The organism is Odoribacter laneus YIT 12061 (assembly GCF_000243215.1).
Taxonomy (GTDB): Bacteria; Bacteroidota; Bacteroidia; order Bacteroidales; family Marinifilaceae; genus Culturomica; species Culturomica lanea.
In genome coordinates this window covers 2,864,186-2,890,671 of the sequence record NZ_JH594596.1, presented here as the reverse complement: position 1 = coordinate 2,890,671, position 26,486 = coordinate 2,864,186, and the positions used below count along the sequence as shown (strand labels likewise).

The 26,486-nt window shown below is 37.4% G+C and carries 24 protein-coding genes and 1 tRNA gene; 13 read left to right on the top strand and 12 right to left on the bottom strand.

Annotated features, from left to right (window positions below; genetic code table 11):
- Positions 1–18 precede the first annotated feature (18 nt).
- Positions 19–2,634, bottom strand: a complete 2,616-nt coding sequence (gene mutS / locus HMPREF9449_RS11995) for a DNA mismatch repair protein MutS (protein WP_009137530.1) — start codon at positions 2,632–2,634, stop codon at positions 19–21.
- Positions 2,635–2,754: 120 nt separating this feature from the next.
- Here mutS and HMPREF9449_RS11990 point away from each other — a divergent pair, with 120 nt between their 5' ends.
- Positions 2,755–3,105 (top strand): MmcQ/YjbR family DNA-binding protein, encoded by a 351-nt coding sequence (locus HMPREF9449_RS11990; RefSeq protein WP_040611417.1) that lies wholly within the window; start codon positions 2,755–2,757, stop codon positions 3,103–3,105.
- 34 nt (positions 3,106–3,139) lie between these two features.
- On the top strand, positions 3,140–4,012 hold the full coding sequence (gene deoC, locus HMPREF9449_RS11985; RefSeq protein ID WP_009137528.1) for a deoxyribose-phosphate aldolase: 873 nt from the start codon (positions 3,140–3,142) through the stop codon (positions 4,010–4,012).
- A 140-nt stretch (positions 4,013–4,152) separates the two neighbouring features.
- On the opposite strand, the gene HMPREF9449_RS11980 is transcribed toward deoC, so the two are convergent.
- The 4 genes from HMPREF9449_RS11980 to HMPREF9449_RS11965 all read right to left on the bottom strand — a co-directional run bounded on the left by HMPREF9449_RS11980 (position 4,153) and on the right by HMPREF9449_RS11965 (position 8,979).
- A complete protein-coding gene (locus HMPREF9449_RS11980; RefSeq protein WP_009137527.1) occupies positions 4,153–6,582 on the bottom strand; it encodes an efflux RND transporter permease subunit in 2,430 nt (809 codons plus the stop codon).
- 76 nt (positions 6,583–6,658) lie between these two features.
- Entirely contained in the window at positions 6,659–6,988 is a 330-nt protein-coding gene (locus HMPREF9449_RS11975) for a nucleotide pyrophosphohydrolase (RefSeq protein ID WP_009137526.1), read from the bottom strand.
- A 56-nt stretch (positions 6,989–7,044) separates the two neighbouring features.
- A complete protein-coding gene (gene dtd / locus HMPREF9449_RS11970; RefSeq protein ID WP_009137525.1) occupies positions 7,045–7,497 on the bottom strand; it encodes a D-aminoacyl-tRNA deacylase in 453 nt (150 codons plus the stop codon).
- A 195-nt stretch (positions 7,498–7,692) separates the two neighbouring features.
- Positions 7,693–8,979, bottom strand: coding sequence for a DUF4925 domain-containing protein (locus HMPREF9449_RS11965; protein ID WP_040611415.1), 1,287 nt, complete (start codon positions 8,977–8,979; stop codon positions 7,693–7,695).
- 431 nt (positions 8,980–9,410) lie between these two features.
- Here HMPREF9449_RS11965 and HMPREF9449_RS11960 point away from each other — a divergent pair.
- Together HMPREF9449_RS11960 and HMPREF9449_RS15955 are read left to right on the top strand one after the other, a co-directional pair.
- A tRNA-Arg gene (locus HMPREF9449_RS11960) sits at positions 9,411–9,482 on the top strand.
- 145 nt (positions 9,483–9,627) lie between these two features.
- A complete protein-coding gene (locus HMPREF9449_RS15955; protein ID WP_147640071.1) occupies positions 9,628–9,939 on the top strand; it encodes a hypothetical protein in 312 nt (103 codons plus the stop codon).
- Positions 9,940–10,123: 184 nt separating this feature from the next.
- Here the strand turns inward: HMPREF9449_RS15955 and HMPREF9449_RS11950 are convergent, their stop codons facing one another.
- Positions 10,124–10,726: a hypothetical protein gene (locus HMPREF9449_RS11950; RefSeq protein WP_009137523.1), complete on the bottom strand. Its 603-nt coding sequence runs from the start codon at positions 10,724–10,726 to the stop codon at positions 10,124–10,126.
- Between the two features lie 10 nt (positions 10,727–10,736).
- Complete coding sequence (locus HMPREF9449_RS11945) at positions 10,737–10,991, bottom strand: hypothetical protein (RefSeq protein WP_009137522.1); 255 nt, start codon at positions 10,989–10,991, stop codon at positions 10,737–10,739.
- Between the two features lie 193 nt (positions 10,992–11,184).
- On the opposite strand from HMPREF9449_RS11945, the gene HMPREF9449_RS11940 reads away from it, so the two are divergent.
- From HMPREF9449_RS11940 to HMPREF9449_RS11905, 8 genes are all read left to right on the top strand, one after another.
- Positions 11,185–11,586: a helix-turn-helix domain-containing protein gene (locus tag HMPREF9449_RS11940; RefSeq protein ID WP_009137521.1), complete on the top strand. Its 402-nt coding sequence runs from the start codon at positions 11,185–11,187 to the stop codon at positions 11,584–11,586.
- Positions 11,587–11,650: 64 nt separating this feature from the next.
- Positions 11,651–12,295, top strand: a complete 645-nt coding sequence (locus tag HMPREF9449_RS11935) for a hypothetical protein (protein WP_009137520.1) — start codon at positions 11,651–11,653, stop codon at positions 12,293–12,295.
- Between the two features lie 40 nt (positions 12,296–12,335).
- The gene (locus HMPREF9449_RS11930) at positions 12,336–12,884 is read left to right on the top strand and encodes a hypothetical protein (RefSeq protein WP_009137519.1); all 549 of its coding nucleotides are present in this window, start codon (positions 12,336–12,338) and stop codon (positions 12,882–12,884) included.
- A 46-nt stretch (positions 12,885–12,930) separates the two neighbouring features.
- Positions 12,931–13,875 (top strand): hypothetical protein, encoded by a 945-nt coding sequence (locus HMPREF9449_RS11925; protein WP_009137518.1) that lies wholly within the window; start codon positions 12,931–12,933, stop codon positions 13,873–13,875.
- Positions 13,876–14,773: 898 nt separating this feature from the next.
- Positions 14,774–15,916 (top strand): iron-containing alcohol dehydrogenase, encoded by a 1,143-nt coding sequence (locus HMPREF9449_RS11920; RefSeq protein ID WP_009137517.1) that lies wholly within the window; start codon positions 14,774–14,776, stop codon positions 15,914–15,916.
- Positions 15,917–16,162: 246 nt separating this feature from the next.
- Positions 16,163–17,137 (top strand): polyprenyl synthetase family protein, encoded by a 975-nt coding sequence (locus HMPREF9449_RS11915; protein ID WP_009137515.1) that lies wholly within the window; start codon positions 16,163–16,165, stop codon positions 17,135–17,137.
- Between the two features lie 9 nt (positions 17,138–17,146).
- On the top strand, positions 17,147–17,575 hold the full coding sequence (locus tag HMPREF9449_RS11910) for a dCMP deaminase family protein (protein ID WP_009137514.1): 429 nt from the start codon (positions 17,147–17,149) through the stop codon (positions 17,573–17,575).
- Between the two features lie 27 nt (positions 17,576–17,602).
- Complete coding sequence (locus HMPREF9449_RS11905; RefSeq protein ID WP_009137513.1) at positions 17,603–19,198, top strand: S41 family peptidase; 1,596 nt, start codon at positions 17,603–17,605, stop codon at positions 19,196–19,198.
- 91 nt (positions 19,199–19,289) lie between these two features.
- Here HMPREF9449_RS11905 and HMPREF9449_RS11900 read toward each other — a convergent pair whose 3' ends face one another.
- Entirely contained in the window at positions 19,290–19,808 is a 519-nt protein-coding gene (locus HMPREF9449_RS11900) for a TlpA family protein disulfide reductase (RefSeq protein WP_040611862.1), read from the bottom strand.
- A gap of 137 nt (positions 19,809–19,945) precedes the next feature.
- Here HMPREF9449_RS11900 and HMPREF9449_RS11895 point away from each other — a divergent pair, with 137 nt between their 5' ends.
- Positions 19,946–20,884: a tRNA-dihydrouridine synthase family protein gene (locus HMPREF9449_RS11895; protein ID WP_009137511.1), complete on the top strand. Its 939-nt coding sequence runs from the start codon at positions 19,946–19,948 to the stop codon at positions 20,882–20,884.
- Here the strand turns inward: HMPREF9449_RS11895 and HMPREF9449_RS11890 are convergent, their stop codons facing one another.
- The 4 genes from HMPREF9449_RS11890 to HMPREF9449_RS11875 form a co-directional block, all read right to left on the bottom strand.
- Positions 20,885–21,286, bottom strand: coding sequence for a YbaN family protein (locus HMPREF9449_RS11890; protein WP_009137510.1), 402 nt, complete (start codon positions 21,284–21,286; stop codon positions 20,885–20,887). It abuts the gene before it with no gap.
- A gap of 137 nt (positions 21,287–21,423) precedes the next feature.
- Positions 21,424–24,192: a leucine--tRNA ligase gene (leuS, locus tag HMPREF9449_RS11885; RefSeq protein ID WP_009137509.1), complete on the bottom strand. Its 2,769-nt coding sequence runs from the start codon at positions 24,190–24,192 to the stop codon at positions 21,424–21,426.
- 168 nt (positions 24,193–24,360) lie between these two features.
- Positions 24,361–25,515 carry a DUF4925 domain-containing protein gene (locus HMPREF9449_RS15950; RefSeq protein ID WP_009137508.1) on the bottom strand — a complete coding sequence of 385 codons (1,155 nt, stop codon included), beginning with the start codon at positions 25,513–25,515 and terminating at the stop codon, positions 24,361–24,363.
- A gap of 140 nt (positions 25,516–25,655) precedes the next feature.
- Complete coding sequence (locus tag HMPREF9449_RS11875; RefSeq protein WP_009137507.1) at positions 25,656–26,480, bottom strand: outer membrane beta-barrel protein; 825 nt, start codon at positions 26,478–26,480, stop codon at positions 25,656–25,658.
- Positions 26,481–26,486 lie beyond the last annotated feature (6 nt).

The window sequence follows — 26,486 nt, the reverse complement described above, 5'->3', positions numbered from 1 at the left end:
TCTTTTTTGATAAAGCTTCTATATTCCGGTAATTTTTTTGATTTCATTCAATTTGTTGAGGGCTTCTAAAGGCGTGAGGCTATTGATGTCCAGACCTGCAATTTCGTCCCGTATTTGCATCAGAATCGGATCTTCCAGTTGGAAAAAACTCAGTTGCATCCCTTCCCGTTCCGAAGCGATTGTTTCTACATGTTTTTGAATTTGGTTGTCTTTGTCCCTGTCATTTTCCAATTGTTTTAAAATTTCAGAAGCTCTTTTTATTACAGATTGAGGCAGACCTGCCATTCTTCCTACTTGTATACCGAAAGAATGATTGGAACCTCCCTTCACTAATTTACGGAGAAAAACGACCTTATTGTCTATTTCTTTCACAGATACGTTGTAATTCTTTATTTTTTTGAAAGTACGTTCCATTTCATTCAATTCGTGATAATGGGTCGCAAACAGGGTCTTAGCCCGATATTTAGGGTTCTCGTGTAAAAATTCCACAATTGCCCAGGCAATAGAGATACCATCGTAAGTAGAAGTTCCTCTTCCCAGTTCATCAAAGAGTACCAGACTTCTGTCGGAAATATTATTTAAAATATTCGCCGCTTCGTTCATTTCGACCATAAATGTCGATTCTCCTTGGGAAATATTGTCAGAAGCTCCTACACGGGTGAATATTTTATCTACATATCCGATTTTAGCTGATTCTGCCGGAACAAAACATCCTGCTTGTGCCAATATAGTAATTAAAGCCGTTTGTCGAAGTAAGGCTGATTTACCGGCCATGTTCGGTCCGGTAATGATTATAATCTGTTGTTTGCTATTGTCCAGATAGACGTCGTTAGCGATATATTCTTCTCCGGGAGGAAGTTGTTTTTCGATGACTGGATGTCGGCCAGCCCGGATGTCAATGCAATCAGAATCGTTTACTTCTGGACGATTATAATGGTTAATCAGAGATACTTCTGCAAAAGAAATTAAAGTATCAATTGAAGCTATAATTCTGGCATTATTTTGTATCGTTTTAATGTAGGAGGCGGCTTCTGCCACCAATTGATTGTAGAGTTCTGTTTCTATCGCGAGAATTTTGTCTTCCGCTCCTAGTATTTTGTCTTCGTATTCTTTTAATTCTGGTGTGATATAGCGTTCTGCATTAACTAAAGTTTGTTTACGGATCCAGGTTTCCGGAGCTTTGTCTTTATGGGTCTTTGTGACTTCGATGTAATAGCCAAAGACATTGTTAAATCCGATTTTTAGGGAAGGTATACCGGTTATTTCACTTTCTCTTTGCTGCATCCGAAGCAGGGATTCTTTACTGTTTTCCGAAAGTTCCCGGAGTTCGTCGAGTTCTGCATTTACTCCAGCGGCAATGACTTTTCCTTTGTTTAGCTGATTCGGAGCATTGGGATTGATTTGCTTGTCTATTTTGTCAAACAGATCCTGACAGGCATCCAGTTTTTCTGTTTGCCTTTGCAATACGTCCGAATTTGTTTTTTTACACTGCTCTTTGAGGGGAGAAATACAGGAAAGGGCTACTTTTAATTGAATCATTTCCCTCGGCGTAATACGGCCTACTGCAATTTTTGATGCCAGTCGTTCCAAATCGCCTATGCTTTTCAATAAAAGTTCGACTTCAAGCCGTTCCGGTTCATGTTGCGTAAAAGTTTCAACGATATCGAGCCTTTCTTTGATTTTTTCCGGAGTTTTCAAGGGCATACATATCCAGCGCCTGAGAGTTCGGCTTCCCATAGGAGTTGTTGTATAATCGATGATATCTGCCAGGGATTTCCCTTCTTCATAGGGAGAGGACAAAAGTTCCAGGTTGCGAAGGGTAAATTTGTCTAAAAGAACATAATTCGATTCGTCAATACGGGAAATAGATGTGATATGAGAAATCATATCGTGTTTTGTGATCTCCAGGTAATTCAGAGCTCCTCCTGCTGCACAAATGCCGCAATTCATGTTTTCAATTCCAAATCCTTTCAGAGAATTGACGTGAAAATGTTTTTTGAGCTTATCCTGAGCGGCTTCCCGATCAAAGAACCATTCTTCAATCGGATAAATATAGAATTTATTCCCGAACCATTCCTGGAATTGGGCTTCTTGGCCTTTGGGATAGACCACTTCTTTCGGCTGAAAACTATTTAATAATTTATCTATCGTTGCATGGGGGCCTTCGGTTGTCAGAAATTCTCCGGTAGAAAGATCTAATAGTGTTAATCCGGCTTCAATTTTGTTGAAATAAACAGCGGCCAGGAATATATTGCTTTTCGTATCGGTAGAATATTCACTATAGGATACGCCGGGGGTTACTAGTTCAATCACTCCCCTTTTAACGAGTTTTTTCGTTAATTTCGGGTCTTCCAATTGTTCACAAATAGCAACCCGTTGACCCGCTCTGACCAGTTTGGGTAAATAGACGTCTAAGGCGTGGTGGGGGAAACCGGCAAGAGCAACATCTCCCGGAGAACCGTGTGAACGCTTCGTTAAAGTGATTCCTAAAATTTTTGCAGTAATGGCAGCATCTTCTCCAAAAGTTTCATAAAAATCTCCCATTCGATACAGCATGATAGCATCGGGGTATTTTGCTTTCATCGAAAAATACTGTTTCATTAAGGGCGTATCTTCGCTTTCTTTAATTGGCATATATTTTGTTTAAATAATTTATTGTTACAATTGTTTATCACGCATGATTATTAAGGCAAATATAAATATTTTGTCGGAGAAAAGTTTAAAAGCTCACAAACATTGTGTAATTTTGCCCTTATGAACATTGAGGAATTACGGGAATTTTGTTTGTCATTGGAGCATGTGGAAGAGACAATGCCATTTGAGGAGGAAATATTGGTGTTCAAGGTATGTAAGAAATGGTTTTGTTTAGTATTTTTGAAGGGAAATTTAAGGATCAATATCAAATGCGCTTCGGATGAAATCGTGGAAATGCGGGAAATGTTTCCTGCAGTAAGCCCGGGATTTCATATGAACAAAAACTATTGGAATACCGTATTAATAGACGGGTCTATCAGTGACAGTATGTTAAAAGTGTGGATCCGGAAATCATATAAGCTGGTTATAGCTGGTTTGACAAAAAGGGAAAAAATGCAGTGGGGCCTTTAGGCCTTTGCAATAATCAATTATAAACATTTTAGTAATGGAATATATAGGGGAAGAATTAGCAACTCATAGTTGGACGAATCTGGAAGATCGTATGCAATTTGAACTGGATGGGGTTGTTGAAAAAGAAATAAAACAGGCGTACAATGTGGAAAATTTGGAATTATGTATGTCATGTATGGATTATACTACGCTAAAAGTCACAGATACAGACAAGTCTGTCCAGAATTTTGTTGCCGACTTATTGAAAAAATTGAAAAAAAATAGTTTAAAAGAAGTTGCTGCTGTATGTGTATTCCCCAATTTTGCTTCTATTGTACGGGAGGGCTTAAAGGGAAGTAATATACAGACGGCTGTTGTGGCAGGAAGTTTTCCGTTTTCTCAGACGTTTACTGAAATTAAATTGGATGAGTGTAAAATGGCTATAGCAGCCGGAGCTCAGGAAGTGGATGTGGTAGTGACTGTTGGAGATATATTGGAAAAGAATTATGAAAAAGTTTATCAGGAACTGAAACTTATTCGTGAAGTCTGCCGTGAAGTCCGGTTGAAAGTGATTTTGGAAACCGGAGAATTAAAGGATGTCGAAAGTATTTTCAATGCTTCTCTGATTGCAGCTTATGCCGGGGCAGATTTTATAAAGACTTCGACAGGTAAAGTGCCTGTCAATGCGACTCCTGAGTCTGTCTATATCATGTGTGAAGCCATTAAACAATATTATGCTACTTCCGGAAGACGGGTGGGATTGAAAGTTGCCGGAGGCGTTTCCAAAGCTCAGAATGCTGTTCGTTATTTGACGATTGTCAATCATATATTGGGTAAAGAGTGGCTTTCTCCTCACTACTTCCGTATTGGAGCTTCTCAGTTGATGGATGATCTTACGAAAGAGATCAAAGCTTTGGAAAACAATTAATAAAGGCGTCCGAAAGGCCCTTTTCAAGGGTATAATTTGTGGCTGTCTTTGTTCCGTTTTTCAGGGCGCTGATCCATGAATCTTTGTTGGGAGGGAGGATAAAATCCTGTTTCCTTTACCAAAGAGACGAGATCCTTGTGTCAGAAAGAATTTTTAGGTTTGTTTTTTCGTGCGTCGGATTTGTCCGTTTCATTTTCTATTTCCAGTTTATCGGAATCTATATCCTCTTCTTCATCGTAAATCTGTAAGAGCGGCTCTCTGAACGTTTTGTTCGTAATGCTATGTTCCATGGTCAACAAAAGAGAAGGAAGCAGGATTAGATTTGCTAACATTGCTGCAAATAAAGTGATGGAGGTCAATAATCCCAATGCAAATGTCCCACCGAAGCTGGAGAGACAAAATATGCCGAATCCGAAGAACAGAATAATAGAAGTATAGATCATACTTTGTCCTGTTTCTTTCAGAGCCAATACCACTGAGGAACGAATACTCCAGTTGGTCGCTTGGAGCTCTTGTCTGTATTTCGCGAGATAATGAATGGTATTGTCGACAGAAATTCCAAAAGCAACGCTGAAGACGAGTATGGTGGAAGCTTTAATAGGTATGCCTACATATCCCATAATGGCAGCCGTGATGATTTGGGGGATTACGTTGGGAACTAATGCGATAAGCACCATTCGTTTACTCTTGAACATCCAGGCCATAAAGCCAGCGATAAGGATAATCGCCAGGGCTAAAGACGAAAACAAATTGGAAATCAGATACTGATTCCCTTTAAAGAAAATAACACTGGAGCCTGTTACTGTTACCTGATGTTTGTCTGCCGGAAATATTTTTTCAATTTTGTGGTATAAGGAGTCTTCTTTGGCTTCCATTTTCTGGGTGCCTATGTCCTTGACGCGGAAACTAAGTCTTACCTTTTGCATATTTGAATCAACAAAAGATTTCGACATCGCGTCAATCCCCCCTGTCGACTCCATCACATATTTCATGATAAAATTCTTTGTCATATTATTGGGAAGCTTGTAATAAGAAGCTTTGCCGTTATAATAGGCTTGATTGGCAAACTTTGCAGCTTCTACTACCGAAATCGAACGGGATAAATCCGGATCTGCAGAAAGTTCCGTATTCAATCGGTCTAATTTCTCCAGGTTCGAAAGCTTAAATACCTGATTAGGTTTTTTAAAATCTATGGTGACTTCCAAAGGCATAAGGCCTCCGAAATTTGATTCGAAAAATACTAAATCCTGACGAATCGGATCTGTTTCTTTTAGGTCGTCTACCATATACCCCGTTGTCTTCATTCGGGTAATTCCATAAATTCCAGCAATAACTAATATGCCGGCAATATAATAAATCGTATGACGTCTGTTGATTACTAAAAAAATCAGTTTGTCGATAATATTGTTGATAAACGGATTATAGAGATGTTTGGTCTGCTTTTCATCGGGTACGGGGAGATAGCTGAAAACGGTGGGAATGAGGATCAGGCAAATCAGGAATACAGTGGTTATACTGATAAAGGCGATTAGGCCGAAATCTACCAATATTTGACTGGAAGTAATGATAAAAGTCGCGAAACCGGCAGCTGTGGTGAGATTGGATAATAGAGACGCATTTCCTACTTTTTGTATCATGCGTTGTAAAGCTTTGATTTTATTCTGGTGCCGGACATATTCTGCATGATACTTGTTGACCATGTATACACAGTTCGGAATCCCGATAACGATCAATAAGGGAGGTAACATGGCTGTGAGCAGCGTAATTTTTATGCCTAACATCGCCATAAAGCCAATGGCCCAAATAACGTTAATCCCAATAATACCTACACAAAAGCCAACAATACGGAAAGATTGGAAAAACAAATAGAGAATAATTGCCGTTATCAGTAAAGATAAGGCAATAAACATATACATTTCTCCTTTGATATTTTCTGCATTGACTACCCGGATATAAGGCATACCGGAATAATGCATTTTTAAATTGTATTTTTCCGTAAATCGGTCGGTGATTTCCAAAACCTCTTTTACCAATTTTACTCGTGCCGGAGAATTCATTACTTCCGCAGAAACCGTAATCAGCATATTGTAGGTATGTTGTTCCGGATTGATCAGCAAACCGTTGTAAAAAGGTAAATTTTCAGCAATAAATGCTAAACTGTCCAGCTCTTGCTTCGTGTGAATCTGTTTGGGGAAAATCGGAAGTACTTCGAATTTTTTTTTATCTGTATTTTTGTGGAGGTTGAACGTATGGGTAATGGACATGAGTGCATTAACCCCTTTGAGGGCTTTTATGTTGTCGCCCATTTGTATCCAATCGTTGATTTTAGTTAACTCATAAAAGTTGGAATCCTGAATAGCAAAGACCATTACATTGCCTTCTTGCCCGAATGTTTCCCTAAATCGGGAATAGTCAAGATAAGCATTATCGGTCTTTGGAAGTAAATCTGCGTTTTCATAGGACATTTGAATGTTTCTCATTTGAAATCCCATAAAAAGCGTTCCCAATAGAACAGCAACGATAAACGCAATCCGGTTCCGCAGAATAATTCCTGCTATTTTAGTCCACATTTAGTAATATTTGGAGAATTTGATGATTGAAAAATAAATTTTATTATTTGAATGAACAAATTTAGTAAGAAATATATTAATGCTCTTGTATTTTAGGATTGTTTTTATGTCTTTTTCTGTCTCTGTTTGTTTTTTTTGCAAAATTGCTTTCCATGGCTTCGGTTAAATCTACTCCGGTTTGATTGGCCAAACAAGTAAGCACCCAAAGAACATCTGCCATTTCATCGGCCAGATTTTCCTTTTCTCCTGCTTTAAAAGATTGTTCTCCGTATTTTCTGGCCATTACACGGGCTAATTCTCCTACCTCTTCCGTTAAGATGGCCATATTAGTCAGTTCGTTGAAGTATCTTACCCCGTATTCTTTAATCCAGCTGTCTACTCTGGTTTGAAGTTCTTTGAGTTCCATTGATTACAATTTTTAATTTGAAAGTTTTATAAATATTCCAGCGGAAGTGGGGTACTTTATATTCTGTTTTTAGAGTCTATGAGAATGGTAACAGGACCGTCATTTAATAAATGTACCTTCATATCTGCTCCAAATACGCCGGTTTTTATTTCTTTTTGTATTTCTAACGATAAGGCCTGTATAAATTTTTCATACAGAGGAATGGCTGTCTCCGGACGTGCAGCATCGATATAGGAGGGACGATTCCCTTTTTTTACTCTGGCCATTAATGTAAACTGACTGACCGCTAAAATATCGCCGTCTTTTTCTTTTATGGAACAATTCATGATTCCCTTTTCGTCATTAAAAATCCGGAGGTTGCAAATTTTACTGGTCAACCACTCTATATCTTCTTCTGTGTCGTCTGTCTGTATGCCAATAAGTAACAACATTCCTTTTCCAATAGATGAGTATAATTTTCCTTCTAGGGTGACGCTGGCTTCTGATACACGTTGGATAACTACTTTCATAAGACTTCTTTTAGAAGAACAAAGATATCTTTTTCGTTAATAAGAAGCAGTACGATAGGTTTGTTTTTTATCTTTTTATCCGACTTTCCTAGCGTTTATAGGGAAAGTTTTAAAACTCGGAAATGAATTTCAATAAAAAACCACCCGAAAAATTTTTTAACTTTTCGGGTGGTTTATCTCTTTTTTAAATAAATATTATTTCAGATCTAATCCTACATTAAAAGCTGTGTTTGTAGGCCATTCTTGGAGTATGCCTGCAAATAGGAGTATTGCTAATTGAGCATCTTCCGGGATGATTTCAGCTTCTGAAAGTAACATCCATAGCTTCATTAAATCAGACTTTGATCCTATATTGCTGGGATCGTCTGCCGGTGTTTCTGTATCTTTGAAAATAGGATCGAAAGCCGTTCTGTCCAGATACATATAAGTGTGTCCGCCTTCCGCTTTCGTTACATTTAAAGGAATTCCGTTTTTAATCCAATCCAATAACATTTCAAAGGAAGCATCGCTGATTTCACTAAAATCCAAACCGGTAAACTGCGACAATAATTGTTTGATTGTACTGGCATTTCCATTCAGTACAGTAGCAATAATTGTTGCTAAAGTTTCATCTCCACCGGTAGTTTCACTATCGCTCATTGCCTGTGCAATAATGGCTGTTATATTCAATTTTACATATAATTTACCATCTTTTTCAAACCAATAAGCTAAGTTTTTCGGTGAATTGAGTTCTCCACTGGTCGGGATCAGCGCGTTGACTACCTCTTCACTAGGTCCCTGGCCCATAAGCATAGGAAATATCAAATTCTGGTCGATTTGGATAGCTCCTGAATAATATTGAGCACGGATATTTCCATCGGCTTCTAAGGTAACAGTTTTTAATACCTGAGGTAAAAGAAGTCCTCCTAAACCTTTAAATAGCATGGAATACGAGGCACTCAATTCGAGATCTTCGAATGCACATGCAGCATACAAAGGACTTGTTAAAACCCAGCTTGAATACTTTTTGTCTCCTACTGTAAATTCTCCGGTTGTATAAGCCCCTAAAGAATACGTTTTAACCCACCCCTTAGGATCCGGTACCGATACGTTCAATTTTAAGGTCATTTCTCCTTTTTTTACCGAACCGGAATAAGCCACGCTATATTCAGCCGCACGGGAAACAGGAGACGTTCCGCTGAAAATATATTCTCCTTCTCCTTCTGTCAATGCGATATTTTCCACAGTAGCTTCTGCTTTTCCCGGAAGAATATCCATTAAGGTTAAAGAAGCCGTCCTTCCGTCAGTTGTTGCAAATTTTACCTGTTTTCCGCTAAGAGTAACGTCACTATAACTTAAGTTTAGTTTGTTGTTGTTGTCCGAACCATAAGTTACATTAATATCGCTGGGCGGAATGAGTGGTGTGTAATCATCATCATCTTTACAAGAAGTAAAATTTATGGTAAAAATCACCATTAACAATAATAATAAATTTTTTTTCATAGTCATTTTGGAATTAATGTTTATTAAATTCAAAAAATATAAATAATGTAATTTAAAATAAAAATGTCCATAAAGCCAGTTAGAAAGGTGAAATGCGAATTTTTAAAATAGTAAAGTAAACTTGTCAAAATGATCCGTAAGTTTTTAAGTAATTCACATTCATTAAACTCTCTTAAATATAGCTCTGAACAATGAGTAATTCATTTACAAAAAATATGCCAAAAAGGTTAAATTGTTTATTTTATTCTACAAAAGTGTAAAAAATGAAAAAGCCAAAAGAGAGGAAGGAACGGAATTTTGGATTATCTTAAAAGAAAAGGAGTTTATATTGTTGAGAAAAACGATGGAAAGAAGCGAAATCAGCAAATGAATCTTTAAAGGACGATATTTGGAACTGAAAATATTTTACTTTATTTTTGTCCCTGCTTTTTGGCTGAGTAGTTCAATGGATAGAACGGAAGTTTCCTAAACTTTAAATTCGGGTTCGATTCCCGGCTCGGCTACAAATCACTGATAATAAGAGAAAACAAATAAACATCTGAAAAAATAGTAAATTAGCTGAAATTTCAAAAAGGTGTTTTTGCTTTATTTTCTCTTATTTTTTAATTTCCCTCTCTTATCCGTCCCCCCTTTCAAGACCGTTTTGCTTTGGAAGATTTTAAAAAGTTGCATGAGGAATTTAATACAACCATTATTTCGGTTATTAACGAATCTGAAGAAGGAAAACAACCGAAATCTATCATTAAAAAGACGTTTGAAAGTCTTTTAGATGAGGAAGATTTGGAAATTTTAGCAGAAGGTATAAATGAAGTCCGGCTGTTTAATATATCTGTTATACCTGAATTACTGAAAAAATTATTTGCCTGTGAATTAAATACCCCTTTACAAACCAATAATAATAAGTTGTTAGCATATTTCTTTTCTATGCTTAATTACCGGAATTTAATTACTCCGAACTAGCAAGCGGTTTGCGGTGCAAATAAGTTATTCTTATCTCCCAAAGGAAAAATACTGACATAGGCGAACTTATCATCTGCCAATGCTCAGGCTAACGAAATTTTCCCTAAAGGATCGGAAACCATCAATAAATATATCAAACATCTGAAAAACATTGAAAACCGATTAAGACCTTAATATCTCTATATTAACCTACTGTTTCACTTCCTTTATTTTCGCCCTTGTTATAACAAAAACAAGGGCTTGCGCATGCCCATTTGTCAAATCTAAAATTATTTACAAATGGGCTTTTCCAATTTAGAAAAACGATTATCACAAGTTGAAAAGCAACTTGCATCGGTAACTTGTATGCTTGTATGAGGTAATCGTCAAAGGCTTTATCCGTAATTTCAATTAAAAGTTTTCTTTCGTCTTTAATCAACTGATTTTGAATGTCTTCAGTGGATTCTGTCGGGAGTTCCTCTGAACGGAACAGGAAAGAACGAAGGGTAAAATAGAGGTTTATTAGGTCTTTGGCTGAAATATTGGTAAGAGCATCTTTACCGATATGGACGCTATACTCCGTTTGAAAATCACGGGTGCGACTGTCGAAACAGGTATCTTTTGCAATGAAAATCATATTGGGAGAAAGGAGGTTCGGATTTGTTGCAGCGGCGGCAAGCGGAATCCAGTCTTCTTTTGTAAAGAAATCGTGAATCAGATTTTGAATCATTTTCAGTTGCCCGAGAGAAACTTGTTGCAGGGAATGCCTGCCAACACGGATGTTGTAGATTTCTTCTTTTGTTGCCATGATTTTCAGTTTAGTGAGCTTGTTTTTCTTTCAGTTGTTTCAGTGCTTTTTCATAAGTGGAAATGCAGATATTGAGGAAGCGAAGGAAGGTTTTCTGATACAGGGAATGATCCTTCTCCCAGTTGCGGTCGGCGATTTCCGGTATATCCAGAATGTATTCCACATGCGCCACTTCAAGCAAATCGAGCAGGTCGTCGAAGGAATAGCGTTTAAGCTGCTCAATCAGCCATACCAAGCGGGCTATTTTGTCGGTGTAAATGCTCATGATGGGGTTCCGTTTTGATTTCTTCTTCTTTTTTTATTACTTTACATAAGTGTGATTTTTCAGCAAAGTAGGGAAGATTGGAGGAGGTATTTTACAACGGGAGGTTGTAAAACACAACCGGCGTGGTTGTAAATAACAACAAATGTGTATCTTTACAGACATTTTAATTTGTCAACTTTTAAAAACTTAATATATGAATGCTGATACAGTAATTATGCTGAGAGTACATCAGGGAAGGAATATTAAACGTTTCAGGGATATTCTTGGAGTCAAGCAAGAAGCACTTGCTGCTGAATTGAATATGACACAACAAGCATTTTCCGACTTGGAGCAAAAAGAGCAAATTGATGAAAAAACGCTGAATAAAGTTGCGGCAGTTTTACAAATTCCGGTAGAAGCACTTAAAAATATGACTGATGAAGCAGCGGTAAATATTGTTGCGAATACTTTTAACAGTCATGATACTTCCACTTCTATAAGCTATTATCCTATTTTCAACCCAATAGATAAAGTTGTTGAACTTTATGAGCGTATGCTGAAAGCCGAGCAGGAAAAAGTTAGCTTATTGCAGGAAGCGTTTAGGGATAAAAAGTAAGCCCTTAATGTTTTAAGTTAAAGCGGTTAAAAGCCGCTTTTTTGTTAATGTAAAACTATCATTAATGAGGAAAATTCATATTATAGAAAGATTAAACTACTGGTGTAAGAGGTATAAAGATTTGATTCAAACTATAGGAATTATTACTGCTATAGTAGTAGTTTTTTTTACTTGGGAAAATACAATTATTTCAAAGAAATTATTAAAAATAACTCAGGAACAGCAGAATAATAAAGAATATCCTATTTTAGAATTTCATGTTATTGATAGCTTAGATCAAATTAGAATCTCTGCAATCAATGAGGATATTCGTATTCAAAGAATACGGGCTTTTTTTCCAAAAAATATTTTTAACAAAGATGACGATGAATGGATTATTGAGCATCCTGCTCTCACGTTGTATTTGGCAGTATTTAAATATAAGCTGGCAGAAATAGCAGAGGAAAATATATACAATGATTCTAATACGGTTGTCATCGGGGATTTTGGTTTTCCTGTTGGTTTTGAAATTAATTATATCCAATATGGAAAATCTAAAGTGATAAATGGGTTATACGTAATTGAAGGAGTAGTTCAGAAAAATACTTATTCAAAAATACTGTTAAAAGGAATCCTTTTTGATCATTATTCAACTGAAAAAGAAATAAAAATAGAGTTAGAAAACCTTGGTAAGATTTACAAAGATAGATTGTTTCGACAACAAAATTAGGAATAGAATTAAAGAGATAAACTTTTCAATTTCAAATATAATGGCTAAACAAACAAAGAAATTTAAGATTGGAAATAAGAATACTACAAAACAAGTATCTCTAACTTTTTATTATAGGAATGTAATATCTTATTTATTATTAGAAGAACTATTTGACGGGAGATACCATGTTTATGATGAAGTTGAAAAAAGTATTTTTCGTCTTATACCTCAATATTTTTATTTCAATGCAACTGCTTGGGATTTTGGCCAAGTATATTTATTTCTGTATAAAATGAATTTTATTGAAATCAAAAATGATAAAGAAAAGAATAATTTATTAATGCGTCTTACAGAAGATGGTAAGATAGCATTAAAGACTCAAATTTTTGAAAATATGGCATCTTCCTGTTTTTTCAATTATAATACTGTAAAAATTTCTCGGAATAGCTTATATATTTCATTAATTGCAATATTATTGACACTAATCACAAGTGTAGTGACTTTAAATATTTCTAATAAACCACACTCCATTAATCAAAAACAGATTGATGAACTAAGATTAGAACTTCAAAGCATTAAAAATGCAATTGTTCAAAAAGGTAATTAGAGATAGAACACAGGAACTTGTATTTTGTCCTTCTATTTTAAAGTAAATGGATAATATTTTATATCACTATACAAACTTTGATATACTGGAAAGTATACTGAAATATGATACCGTTAAAAACAAAGAAATATGTTTTTGGGCTTCGCGGTACGATTGTTTTAAGGATGGGGAAGAATTTAAGTATGGGTTAGAGTGGATTAAATCGACTTTATTGGACCATGAAAATAGCTTAGGACGTCCTAAGGAAGATCAAATAGCTGATTTTTTTGAACCTTCAATTGTTTTATCGAATCCCAGTCTTCCTAAACCTTTTGTAGTGTCGTTAACTGTTCGTCCTGATGATGAATATATGTGGCAAAGTTATACCAAAGGTAAAGATGTAGGAATGGTTTTGGAGTTAAATCTGAATGACGAATTAATGAACATTGCAACTGTTGATAATAAACAGTTTTTCTTAAGCCTTTACAATTGCTTGTATGATTTACCGGAGCTTGAAATTTGGAATTTAATAAATTTCCAATATTGCTATTATGTATATGCTGGAAATATAGGTAATTCTGTTCCGAAATTTTTTTGTTTGTTTCATGCTTTGGCGTTATTGCTGTTTTTTTGTCCCCGGATAAAACAAGCTAATTATAAGAAAGAAAATGAAACCCGGTTAATTTTAGGTGTACCGGATTTAGAATGGTGTAATATTTTTACCGAAAAATCTGAGGAATTAGGTGTAAGTAAAGAACAAATAATTGAGGGATTGAAAAAGTTTTCAGGTAACAGAATGGTAAACGTTAACAGTAAAGATATAGAGCAATATGTTTCTGACATTCACCAGAACCCACATAATGATAAGTGGTATAAGGAATTGTTTTTGCCTAAAGCGGCATTAAAAGGTATTTATGTAAGAAATGAAAATTTGATTGATAAAATTAAGGAAATATTGGTTAGTAAAAATTTGAAAGATATACCAGTACATTTAGTTGAAAGGTGTTATTAATTCGGATACGGACTTAAAAGACTGTTTAAAATATAGGGATGCCTACAAATTTTCCGTCCCTTATCCGTCCCCCGATTCTTTAAAAATTGGCATAATTATCAGAGAATAAGAAATATATAATTCGGTTTAATTTCCCGGCTCGGCTACAAATCATTTCCAAAAGCGTTGTTTATGCTATCAGCATAGAAAATAAACTATTAATCTGTATAAATATTTATTGTTTATTTTGTTTTTTAAGAAGGATAAACAGGCGATCCTGGGCTATGCCGACTGTTTTTCTATCCGCTCTAAAAGTTGGCCTTTTCCATGAATTATTCTGTAGGTAGATAAAGGGAATAAAATTTAATCCATCCTCTATAAGCCGACGAGTTTCTCGAATACCGGTAAAAAATATATACAGAGAATCAGTATCAAAAGTTTCAGATCATTTATCTAAAACAGAAAATGTCCGTATTGATAGGGTGTAATGTGAATTTTTAAAATAGAATTCTGATTTAATCCCATCTTACAGTTGTTTCAATAATAAATATAGAGGAAAAAGTAGGTTACAAAACTTGTTTTAAAGAGGAGTTCAAATTTGAAATAAGTATCCACAGGAACGGGAGGAAAGTCTCCGTAACGGATCGAACAAAATTTTTTATTGTTTTACACATTAGGGCACGTCCCTAATGTGTAATTTTTGCGTCAGTTGATCTCTAAGAGATTGGGGGAGAGGTGACAGTTGGGGGGCGTCGGCTTGCGGTCTGGTTTAGAGGCATTTTCTGTTTTAGAATATTTACGTATATTTGTTCAGAAGCTTTTGGTGGATAAAATATTTTATTGGGGCCGATAAAGAAGGGAAAAATCGAAGATAAGAGAAATTTAACGAATATAATAAAACACATTAAAATCAATTTTTATGGAAAATTTTGTTTTTCAAAATCCGACAAAATTAATTTTCGGAAAAGGGATGATCTCTCATTTGAATAAAGAGATTCCGCAGGGAAAACGGGTGATGGTGACCTTCGGGGGAGGAAGTGTAAAGAAGAACGGTGTTTACGAACAAGTGAAAAAAGCTTTGGAGTCATTTGAAGTAATTGAATTTTGGGGAATAGAAGCAAATCCGACAGTGGAGACTTTGCGGAAAGCAATTCAGTTGGGGAAAGAGAAGGGGGTGGATTTTTTGCTTGCGGTCGGAGGCGGATCGGTTTTAGACGGGACAAAATTGATTGCAGCAGGTTTGTTGTATGAAGGGGATGCATGGGAGTTGGTTTTACAGGGACGGTCTGCTTCAGCAGTACCGATGGGAACAGTTCTGACCCTTCCGGCTACGGGTTCTGAAATGAATAGTGGTGCGGTTATATCCAGAAAAGAAACAGCTGAAAAATATCCCTTCTATTCGAAGTATCCGGTTTTTTCTATTTTAGATCCTACTGTTACGTTTACTTTGCCTATACATCAGGTAGCTTGTGGTATTGCAGATACTTTTGTGCATGTTATGGAGCAGTATATGACTACTCCCGGTCAATCCCGTTTAATGGACAGATGGGCGGAGGGAATTTTACATACTCTTATCGAAATTGCCCCCGATATTATCCGCAAACAGGATAATTATGAATTAATGGCTGAATTTATGCTTTGTGCAACAATGGGATTGAATGGATTTATTGCTTTGGGTGTACGTCAGGATTGGGCAACTCACATGATTGGACATGAATTGACGGCTTTGCACGGTTTGACGCATGGAGCTACTTTGGCGATTGTATTGCCGGGACTTTTACGTACACTTCGGGAGAAGAAACTGGCGAAATTGGTTCAATATGGCGAACGGATTTGGGGTATAAATAAAGGATCTGAAGTTGAACGGGCGGAAAGAGCGATTGAAAAGACAGAATCTTTTTTCAAGAGTTTAGGTTTGGCAACGCGTTTGAATGAAGTTCAAATCGGTGAGGATACGATTTTAGAAATAGAAAAACGTTTTAATGCCAGAAAAGCTGCCTACGGGGAAGACCAGGATGTGACAGGTACGGTTGCCCGGAAGATATTGGAAAATTGTAAATAATTTATTCTGGAAACTTTTTAATAAAGGGAGAATGCTCCAAATGTCTGTTTTTCCCTTCTGAAAAACGGACATTTGGAGTGTTGTTTTTAGTGGATATAGGTGAAAGCGAATTCTCAGGCCGTTTTGTAAAAAACAGGACAAATTTATGGGTTTTGTGAATTTAGGGGATAAGATTAAAAAAACGGGACTTCTCGCTGATATTCCGGCTTCTTTTTATAATTTAGCACTTTATTAAAAATAAAAATAATGTATACAATAGAGCAGTTAAGGGAGATCATTAAAGCTGAGTTTGAAAAAAAGGAATATGTAGAAGTACCCTATTCTTTGTTCGAACCGATCCAGTATATATTGGAAGATGGAGGAAAACGCTTGAGGCCGGTATTGACGCTTATGGCTTATAATTTGTACCGGGATGATATAGAAAACGCTTTAAGGTCAGCTGTCGGGATAGAGATATTTCACAATTATACTTTGCTGCACGATGACGTTATGGACGATGCGGAATTGCGGAGAGGGCGTCAGACTGTCCATAAAAAGTGGAATAGCAATGTAGCTATTTTAAGTGGAGATGCTGCGGCTATCACAGCTTATAAGTATATAGAGAGTTGCGAAGATCAGTATCTCCGTCAGGTGATTGACGGCTTTAACCAGGTTGCCATGGATGTTTGTAAAGGGCAGCAGTATGATATGGAATTTGAGACCCGTAATGACGTAACGGAAGAGGAATACATACATATGATCTATTTAAAGACTTCTGTATTGATTGCTGGTAGTTTACGGCATGGAGCTTTAATTGCAGGAGCTCCTGAACATGAATATAAAGCTCTATATGATTTTGGAGGGTATTTAGGTTTGGCATTTCAATTGCAGGACGATTATTTAGATGTATACGGGGATGTGGCAGAGTTCGGGAAGAAAATCGGGGGAGATATCACGGAGAATAAAAAGACTTATTTGTTGATCAAGGCATTTGAAGTAGCAGATCCGGAAACGAAAGCTGAGTTGCAAGCCTGGGTAGATAAAAAAGATTTCGATGTAGTTGAAAAAATAAAAGCTGTGACGGGAATTTATGATCGTTTGGGAATAGGCGAGCTCACGTTGAAGACGATTGAAAATTATCTGGATAAAAGCCGGAAGGCCTTACAAAAAATAGCGGTTGCTGAAGAACGTAAAAGCGGATTCTATGAAATGATTGATTTTCTGGAAAACCGGAAAAAATAATAGGGGCTTATGGAAGAGCAAACCAAACAGAGATTGTTGGATAAACGATATTTGAGAATGGCCAGGATATGGGCTGAAAATTCCTATTGTAAACGCAGGCAAGTCGGAGCGCTGATTGTAAAAGATAAGTCTATTATTTCGGATGGTTATAATGGAACTCCATCGGGGTTTGAAAATATTTGTGAAGATGAAACAAACCGGACAAAACCTTATGTTTTGCATGCCGAAGCGAATGCCATCACAAAAGTTGCCAAATCCAGTAATAGTAGTGAAGGTGCTACCTTATATGTAACGGCTTCCCCTTGTATAGAATGTGCAAAACTTATTATACAAGCTGGAATCTGTCGCGTTGTATATTCCGAACTTTATCATTGTGCCGATGGTATTAAATTATTGCAGCAGGCTGGGATCGTGGTTGATTTGATAGAAATCGAATAAATAAGTTGTAATGTAAATAAGACAAAGATGTATAAGAATAATTGGAAAGTGATTTTAATGCCTTTGATTTTAGCATTGGCGATTGTGTTGGGAATGTTTGTCAATTCGCTTTTTGTAAGGAAGGATTTGCGGGAAAGACAGGAACTTTTTTTGCCGGTACAAGGGAGTAAATTGGATATGGTATTGAATATGGTGGAACATTCTTATGTGGATACAGTGGATATTCAAAAAATAGAAGAAAATGCAATTAATGAGGTTATAAAAGATTTGGATCCCCATACGGTTTATATTCCTGCAAAGGAAATGGAAAAAGTGAATGAAGATATGATCGGTAATTTCGGAGGTATAGGAGTTCAGTTTTACAAATACCGGGATACGGTTACGATAATAAAAGTGGTGCCGGGAGGACCTTCTCAGGACGCTGGTTTACAGGACGGAGACCGTATCATAAAGGTGAACGATACGCTTGTGGCGGGGGTAAAAATGAACGATCAGAAAATTATGGGAATGATGCGGGGACAGATTGGAACGGATGTAGAAGTTACCCTTGTAAGAAGAGGGGAGAAAACTCCTTTTACGAAAAAAATTACCCGGGGAAGTATTCCGGTAAAAAGCGTAGATGTTGCTTATATGGCGAACGACACGACCGGGTATATAAAAGTGAATACCTTTGGCATGAATACCTATGATGAATTTATGACGGCTCTCCAGCAATTGGAAACAGAAGGGATGAAAAAATTAATTGTGGATTTGCGCGGAAATGTAGGGGGTATATTGCCTATTGCTTTAAAAATGGTCAATGAATTTCTGGATAGTCAGAAGTTGATATTATATACTCAGGGAAAGGCTTCTCCTCGTTCTGATTATTACTCCAACGGAAAAGGCAAGTATAAAAATTTACCCCTGATCATTCTGATAGATGAGAACAGCGCTTCAGCAAGTGAGATTTTTGCCGGAGCTATTCAGGATAATGATAGGGGAAAAATTGTTGGACGCCGTTCTTTTGGAAAAGGCTTGGTACAAGAACAGCGTATGTTGCCTGACGGTTCTGCTTTACGCCTTACTGTAGCCCGTTATTATATTCCTTCGGGGCGTTCCATTCAGCGGCCTTATGATAAAGGGAAAAAAGAATATTATGACGACTTTTACAACCGTATCCTACATGGAGAGTTGGAAGTGAAAGACAGTATTCATTTTGATCCCAATCTGAAATATCATACTGTAGGAGGACGGGTGGTATACGGCGGTGGTGGGATTATGCCGGATGTATTCGTACCGGCAGATACAAGTGGCTTTTCGAAATATTTAGTCGATTTACGCCGTACAATGTTGCTGTATGACTATACTTTTGATTTTATGGATAAGCATAGGGAGGAGATGAAAAAGTTAAACAACTACAAGGAAATATTAGCTTATTTGAAAAGATTCGATTTAGTGGAAGAAATGGCGGATTATGCTGAGAAGAACGGTTTAAAGAAAGATCGGAAAGGTATCAGGGATTCTTATGAGATTATTCGTGTCAATTTGGAAGCCTATATCGCCCGGGATGTATTGGATAATGAAGGTTTGTATCCTGTCATTGGAAAAATAGATTCCACTTTACAAAAAGCTCTTCAGGAATAAAAAGAGATATATTGAAACCGGGGAATTAAAGAAACGAAAGGGTTCTAATTCCCCGGTTTTTTCGTCTTTCCCTTTAGAATAAGAGATTTATTTATTTGAGTAACTGATCAATGACTTGAACCATTTGCTGAAATTCTTCGGGTTCATACAGTCGGGTTAAGTAGACGATTTTCCCGTTTTTATCGATAATGATATTCCGGGTTACACCTGCATTTTTTTCGGCAAAGCTATAAAAGGATTTTCCTTCGGGATCTAGAGTGAGAGGATACGTTATTTTCAAATCTTGGGCAAATTTGATTGTTTTTTCCCGGTTTTCCTTCAGATCTATACCGATAAGGGCGAAATGGGGATTATTTTTGTGTTTCTGCCATATGTCTTTTTCGATAAAAGGCATTTCTTTACGGCATACCCCGCACCAACTGGCAGTGAACTGAAGCATAACCACTTTCCCGCGGAAATCGGATAATTTTTTTATCGTCCCGTCCGTATAGCGTATTTCGATATCCGGCGCCATATCTCCTGTTTTTACGAGATAGCCGCGGTCATCACTTTGAGCTTTTAATCCAGTGCATAGGGATATAAAAGTCACTAACAGCAATAAATTTTTCATATTCGGATGTATTTTGATCATTTGTTTTCGTTGCGAAGTTAAGATTTGTTTGACGACAAGCAATAGGAATTAATTTTAAAAGTTCACATTTCACCTTTCTACTTGGTTTTGCTGATGTTTTTTGTTTTATTTGTCTTATGGAAAAAGAGTATGAGATTCATTTTGCACCCTTGCAGGGATATACCGACTGGATTTACCGGAATATTTTTACCCGGTTTTTCAAGGGAATAGACGCTTATTATACACCTTTTATCCGGGTCGAAAAAGGGAATGTTTTTCGTAACCGGGATTTGCGGGATATAGATCCGGCTAATAATGAGGTGGTAGGCCTGATCCCTCAGATATTACCTGGTTCTACAGAAGAGTTCGGTTTATTAGCTGCTTTACTTCGGGCAAAAGGATATAGCCGGGCGGATATTAATCTCGGTTGTCCTTTCCCTTTGATTGCCGGACAAAAGAAGGGAGCTGGAATGTTGCCTTATCCGGATTTAGTACGTGCTATAATGGAATCGGTGGCTACCTTTCCAGACATCCGTTTTTCTGTCAAGATGCGTTTGGGATGGTCGGATAAACAGGAATGTCTGAATTTACTACCTATTTTAAACGAATGTCCTCTCACTCACATCACTCTTCATGCCCGGACGGGAAAACAGCAGTATAAGGGAGAGACGGACCCGGAAATGTTTGGATATTTTTATCGGGAATGCCGGCATCCTTTGTTTTATAACGGAGATTTAGATTCGGTTCATCAAATACAAATGATCTTACAGCGGTTTCCGGAATTGAAAGGCGTTATGTTAGGGCGGGGATTATTGAGCAATCCTGCTTTGGCAGAAAATGTGAAATATCATTGTTCTGAGGCAACAGATTCCGTTTCCCGGAAAAAAGATTTTATGGATGCACTTTTTTTGGCATATCGGGATTACTTGAAAGATGAAAGAGTCTTGTTACAGAAAATGAAATCCTATTGGGACTATTTTTTACCGGATGCTGATCGGAGACTGAAGAAAAAGTTGCAGAAAGCAAAAAAAATAACCGATTATCAGGAGTTTGTAAATCTGATTTTTAAGGCCTAGTTATTGATGCTCCTTGCCCGGTGGCGGGGAGGTTTTGGAGGTGGCCGTGGGTACAAACCATAAGATACTGGCTGTCCCTATGGCTCCTAAGACAAACAGGACGATCCGGATATTTCCTGTTTCAAGAAAACAGAACGCAGAAATATTGATCATGATCCACATGCAAAGAATAGAGATTACCTTGGAAGTTATACTTACCCCTTGCTTGGATTCATAATGCCGGATATATTTGCCTAGCCATCGGGAACGGTGCAACCGGTCATGTAATTTTTGAGAGCTTTTATAAAATAACCAGGAACTCAATAAAAGAAAAGGTGTTGTCGGTAAACCCGGAACAAAAATTCCGATAATCCCTAAAATTATAGAGAGAATGCCTAAAGTAATGTAAAGGATCTTCCGCATATTCCGACAAATTTATATCCCTCTGTCCGGATAAAAGTAAAAACCATGTGAATACCTTTATTCGAACAGAGAGGTAAGCTTGTATTAAAAAATTATTTTTTTTCCCGTTTTTTCGTAATTTCCCAAATCTTTCAGTCCTAAATGACAATATTCACTATTTTTTGAGGAACAATTATTATCTTTTTTATGGTTTTCCCGGCCAAATATTTTTCGGTTTCAGGAGCCATTTTTACGATTGTTTCGATTTCTGCGGAAGAAATAGTTAATGGAATTGTTAATTTAAACCGTACTTTCCCGTTGAAAGAAATCGGGTATTCAAAAGCATCTTCTACCAGATATTTTTCTTCCCATTGGGGGAAGGCCGCTGCTGTAACACTTCCTGTATTTCCGAGTTGATGCCATAATTCTTCTGCGATATGCGGAGCATAAGGAGCTATAGCAATGGTGAGAGGTTCCAGTATAGCTCGTTTGTTGCATTTTAAGGCTGTCAATTCGTTGGTACAGATCATAAATGCCGGTATAGAAGTGTTAAAGGAAAAGTTTTCAATATCCGATTCGATCTTTTTCAAGGTTTTGTGTAATATTTTTAATTCTTCTTTTGTCGGAACTTCTTCCGTTACATTTAATTTATCGTCACTGATATAGAGTCTCCAGAATTTCTTCAGAAATTTGAAGACGCCGTCTATCCCTTGTGTATCCCAAGGCTTATGGGCTTCCAGTGGGCCCAGAAACATTTCGTATAACCGTAAGGTATCTGCTCCGAATTCTTCGATGATATCGTCCGGATTGACGACATTGTACATGGATTTGGACATTTTTTCTACTGCCCATCCGCAAACATATTTTCCGTCTTCCAGAATGAATTCTGCCTGATTGTATTCGGGCATCCAGTTTTTAAATGCTTCCAGATCGAGGATGTCGTTGTGGACAATGTTGACATTTACGTGAATTTCTGTTGTTTCGTATTGATCTTTCAGGCCATAAGATACGAAAGTATTTGTTCCTTGTATACGGTATACAAAATTTGAACGGCCTTGTATCATCCCTTGATTGATCAATTTTTTAAAGGGTTCTGCTTCGCATACGTACCCCAGATCGTAAAGAAAATGATTCCAGAAACGAGAGTAAATCAAGTGGCCTGTAGCATGTTCTGCTCCTCCTAGATATAAGTCTACATTTCTCCAGTATTCATTCGCCTCTTTACTTACCAGTGCTTGGTCGTTATGGGGATCCATATAGCGGAGGTAATAAGCGGAAGAACCGGCGAATCCGGGCATTGTATTCAATTCCAAAGGATAACCTTCTGTTGTCTTCCAGTTTTTAGCACGTCCTAAGGGAGGTTCTCCGGTTTCTGTGGGGAGATATTTGTCGATTTCCGGTAATTCCAAAGGTAATTTGGATTCATCCAGCATATAAGGCATATCTTCCTTATAATATACCGGGAAAGGTTCTCCCCAATACCTTTGACGGCTGAAAATAGCATCTCTCAGGCGGTAGTTGATTTTACTTTTCCCGATCCCTCTTTTTTCTACTTCTTCTGCAATGTGTTGGATAGCTTCTTTTACGTCCAGTCCGTTTATAAAACCACTGTTGATCATTTTACCTTCCTTGGCGTCATAGGAATTTTCAGAAAGGTCGCATCCCTGTCCGTTATCGATAACGGGTACGATGGGTAAATTGAATTTTTTGGCGAAGGCATAATCCCGGCTATCGTGAGCAGGTACTGCCATTATGGCTCCGGTTCCATATCCAGCTAAAACGTATTCACTGATCCAGATGGGGATAGCTTCGTAAGTAAAAGGATTTATTGCATAAGAGCCGGAAAATACGCCGGTTACTTTTTTGACTTCGCTTTGGCGTTCCCTTTCTGTTCTTTTGGCTACGTAATTCAGATATTCTTCGACGGCTTGTTGCTGACTTGTTGTGGTCAGTTGTTGTACGTAATCGCTTTCAGGAGCCAGCACCATAAAACTGACCCCGAAAATCGTATCGGGCCGGGTCGTAAAAATTTGTAGTTTTACTTCCGAATCTTTTACCTCAAAAATGACGTCTGCCCCTTGGGAACGGCCGATCCAATTCCGTTGGATATCTTTCAGCGAATCGGACCATTCAACAACGTCTAGGCCGTCTAATAAGCGTTGTGCATAAGCGGAAACACGCAACGACCATTGCCGCATTTTTTTCTGTACGACAGGATACCCCCCCCGTACCGAGAGTCCTTCTTTTACTTCATCATTGGCTAATACTGTACCCAGTTGCGGACACCAGTTGACCATCGTTTCGGCCAGATAAGCCAACCGATAATTGAGCAGGATTTCCTGCTGTTCTTTTTCTGTTTTTGCCTTCCACTCGGTAGCTGTAAAATGGAGGAGTTCGCTGCAAGCTACATTTAAATTAGCTGTTCCCGAGGTTTCAAAAGCTTTTATTAATTCCGAGATCGGTTGTGCCTTTTGTGCATCGTAATTATAAAAGCTGTTAAACATTTGAATAAATGCCCATTGTGTCCATTTGTAATAGTGGGGATCGCAGGTCCGGACTTCCCGGTTCCAGTCAAAAGAAAAACCAATTTTATCTAATTGTTCCCGATAACGGTTGATATTCTTTTCCGTTGTAATAGCAGGGTGTTGCCCTGTTTGTATCGCATACTGTTCTGCTGGTAATCCATAGGCATCATAGCCCATAGGATGCAAAACATTGTATCCTTTTAAGCGTTTATAGCGGGAATATATATCAGAAGCAATATAACCTAAGGGGTGGCCTACATGCAATCCGGCTCCTGAAGGGTAAGGAAACATATCCAGTACATAGTATTTAGGCTTGTTAGGATCTATTTCTACCTGATATGTTTTTTGTTCTTTCCAATAGTTCTGCCATTTTTTTTCGACTTCTTTGAAGTTATATTCCATGATATATTGTTTTTTATGATTTCGTTTTGAAGGACAAAGATAGAAAGGAAAAATAAAAGGTGAAATGGAAAGGCTTAAAACTTCTCTGAGAGATAAGGAATATTCTTGAGAAATTAAAAAAGCCGCTCAAATTTGTTTGAACGGCTTTTTATAAAAAGAGTTATTCAATTATTTTCTAAAAGGAAGCAAGGCTTTTTCCCAGCTGAAAGCTTGTGGCTGGGGTTTCATTTCCGGATGGGTGTTTGTTTCCAGATTTAATCCAAGTTCGATGGTTTCCGAGGTGTTTACTAAAATGACTACATCATCCAAAAACTTCTGTAGAGATTCTGCTGTTATAGTACCGATAAGAACGTCCATAGGTTCCATATCTTTTACTAATCCTTTTACAAGATCCACCATACCCATGAATGGGACCATCATGTCCTTGTCTACATAAACCGTCATATTGTTGTCTCCATCTAATTTGAGAATAAGCGGTAAGCCTTCTGCAAGCATTTTCAGGACATCTACACTGGGCTGGTCTGCATCGCTTCTGGGTAAAAGAGCGTTTATATCGACGGCAATGTATATTTCCCCGTCTTTTACATTATATCTGACGACGCCTTCCGGTAAAGTAACGGTATCTGTTGGATTCATTGTTTCGTCCATAACGGCATAAGTGGCTGTTAAATCGCCGTCTTCTTGTAATTCAATGTTATAAAGAAGATTGGGAACCAGTAAACTGAACATCACTTTCGCAAAGCTGACGAAACCTGCATCCTCCGTTTCCATATTGTCTTTGATAGCGAAGGACCAGTTTGAGCCGTCCGGTAAAACGATCGGAAGTTTTATGGAATCAATATCGGTAACAATTTTTAAATGTAAAGGACCTTTTCCGATAAGTTGTTCCGGGTCTGTACTGGTTTCTTGTTGTGCTATAAACTTCCAGTTGCCTACTACTTTAGACGTAACTTTAAAAGTACAATTCAGTGTCAGTACGCCTTCAGTAACCCCACCTTCTACTACGACAGTACGATCTGTCGTTTCGCTTTTCGCTTCCAGGGTATAGTTATCCCCTCCGGTATTGGCAAGGAGAGCATTCAGGTAAAGATTACTTTCACCCGGGATTAAACTTTTTAAGATCAGGTTGGCTGTCGTTTCGTTTAAAGCTTGTATTTCGACCGTTTTGTCGTTTAACTCTTTGCCATTAAATGTCAGCTTTAAAGTAGCATTTTTATATTCTGACGAAATTCTTTTGTAACCATCGTTGTCGTCATCCTCACAACTGCTGAAAGTTGCTGTGCCCAAAACGAGCAATAACAGATAAATTAAACCTTTTTTCATGTTGTTTTTAATTAAATTAGATTTTTATAAAAGTTGTTTTCCCTTTATTTAAACCTGTAAGATTTAAATAATATTTCAAAAAATGAGTTATTGCAAAAAATATACCAAACTCTTGAAAATGATGATATTTTTACACACTATCAATTGAAATCTTTAATTTTGTGCTTGAAAGGATTTAATCCGGAGGGTTTAATATTGAATAAATTATAACTCAATACAAGTGTTCCCCGCATATGCAGCATTTTATAGTCAAAATACTGATTATCCCGTTTAAAGATGTCTTTTAATCCACAGCTTACCCGTAGTCCTATTTCCATACGGGGTAATAATCTTCTTTCATAACCGACGATCAAGCCGGCATCCCAGCTGTCCAAAATATCATTGAAGTTAATTTTTAAGGGTTCGTCGACAATAGGACCGGAATAAACGCCATTATCATCCATCATATAGCCTTTATTTACCTGAATATCGAATTTACTATTAATCATCCAGGCAAAGTAACCTCCGAAAAGAATTCTGTCTTTTTCATTCCGGAAGGTATATTTAGCATATAGAGGAATTTCGAGCATCGTAAAATCCATTCCCATTTCCGCAGATCCTGTAAAGCGGGCTACAACACCTCTGTCCTCATCGTTAAAACGCTGATTTTTAATGCGGGCGTCGGCGTCTATGGCTACCTTTTTATAGGTCAGTTCCGCTCCTATTGTCCAATGGCGAACCAGTGGAAATGTCAGCTTAACTCCCAGGGAGGGGGATAACTGAGGACGGGGATTAAAAGGATGAGGAATATTGCTGAACGGAAAAGGAATCGCCCCGCCAATGTCTGTGCCGAGTTGTACTCCTAATGCAAAACGGTATTCCACTTCTTCCACATTTACCGTGTCTTTGGCAGACCTATTTGAATTGCCCAGAGCAAATAATGTACAACATAAGAATGCAACTGAAAGATATACCTTAATTTTCATAATAGA

Coding starts and splice junctions, on each gene's coding strand:
- HMPREF9449_RS15950 (WP_009137508.1), bottom strand. CDS start 25,515: ATGAAAAAAGGTTTAATTTATCTGTTATTGCTCGTTTTGGGCACAGCA.
- HMPREF9449_RS11910 (WP_009137514.1), top strand. CDS start 17,147: ATGGAAGAGCAAACCAAACAGAGATTGTTGGATAAACGATATTTGAGA.
- HMPREF9449_RS11930 (WP_009137519.1), top strand. CDS start 12,336: ATGGCTAAACAAACAAAGAAATTTAAGATTGGAAATAAGAATACTACA.
- HMPREF9449_RS11925 (WP_009137518.1), top strand. CDS start 12,931: ATGGATAATATTTTATATCACTATACAAACTTTGATATACTGGAAAGT.
- HMPREF9449_RS11950 (WP_009137523.1), bottom strand. CDS start 10,726: ATGGCAACAAAAGAAGAAATCTACAACATCCGTGTTGGCAGGCATTCC.
- HMPREF9449_RS11875 (WP_009137507.1), bottom strand. CDS start 26,480: ATGAAAATTAAGGTATATCTTTCAGTTGCATTCTTATGTTGTACATTA.
- dtd (WP_009137525.1), bottom strand. CDS start 7,497: ATGAAAGTAGTTATCCAACGTGTATCAGAAGCCAGCGTCACCCTAGAA.
- HMPREF9449_RS11990 (WP_040611417.1), top strand. CDS start 2,755: ATGAACATTGAGGAATTACGGGAATTTTGTTTGTCATTGGAGCATGTG.
- HMPREF9449_RS11920 (WP_009137517.1), top strand. CDS start 14,774: ATGGAAAATTTTGTTTTTCAAAATCCGACAAAATTAATTTTCGGAAAA.
- HMPREF9449_RS11905 (WP_009137513.1), top strand. CDS start 17,603: ATGTATAAGAATAATTGGAAAGTGATTTTAATGCCTTTGATTTTAGCA.
- mutS (WP_009137530.1), bottom strand. CDS start 2,634: ATGCCAATTAAAGAAAGCGAAGATACGCCCTTAATGAAACAGTATTTT.
- HMPREF9449_RS11900 (WP_040611862.1), bottom strand. CDS start 19,808: ATGAAAAATTTATTGCTGTTAGTGACTTTTATATCCCTATGCACTGGA.
- HMPREF9449_RS11940 (WP_009137521.1), top strand. CDS start 11,185: ATGAATGCTGATACAGTAATTATGCTGAGAGTACATCAGGGAAGGAAT.
- HMPREF9449_RS11945 (WP_009137522.1), bottom strand. CDS start 10,991: ATGAGCATTTACACCGACAAAATAGCCCGCTTGGTATGGCTGATTGAG.
- deoC (WP_009137528.1), top strand. CDS start 3,140: ATGGAATATATAGGGGAAGAATTAGCAACTCATAGTTGGACGAATCTG.
- HMPREF9449_RS11980 (WP_009137527.1), bottom strand. CDS start 6,582: ATGTGGACTAAAATAGCAGGAATTATTCTGCGGAACCGGATTGCGTTT.
- leuS (WP_009137509.1), bottom strand. CDS start 24,192: ATGGAATATAACTTCAAAGAAGTCGAAAAAAAATGGCAGAACTATTGG.
- HMPREF9449_RS11895 (WP_009137511.1), top strand. CDS start 19,946: ATGGAAAAAGAGTATGAGATTCATTTTGCACCCTTGCAGGGATATACC.
- HMPREF9449_RS11975 (WP_009137526.1), bottom strand. CDS start 6,988: ATGGAACTCAAAGAACTTCAAACCAGAGTAGACAGCTGGATTAAAGAA.
- HMPREF9449_RS11965 (WP_040611415.1), bottom strand. CDS start 8,979: ATGAAAAAAAATTTATTATTATTGTTAATGGTGATTTTTACCATAAAT.
- HMPREF9449_RS11935 (WP_009137520.1), top strand. CDS start 11,651: ATGAGGAAAATTCATATTATAGAAAGATTAAACTACTGGTGTAAGAGG.
- HMPREF9449_RS11915 (WP_009137515.1), top strand. CDS start 16,163: ATGTATACAATAGAGCAGTTAAGGGAGATCATTAAAGCTGAGTTTGAA.
- HMPREF9449_RS11890 (WP_009137510.1), bottom strand. CDS start 21,286: ATGCGGAAGATCCTTTACATTACTTTAGGCATTCTCTCTATAATTTTA.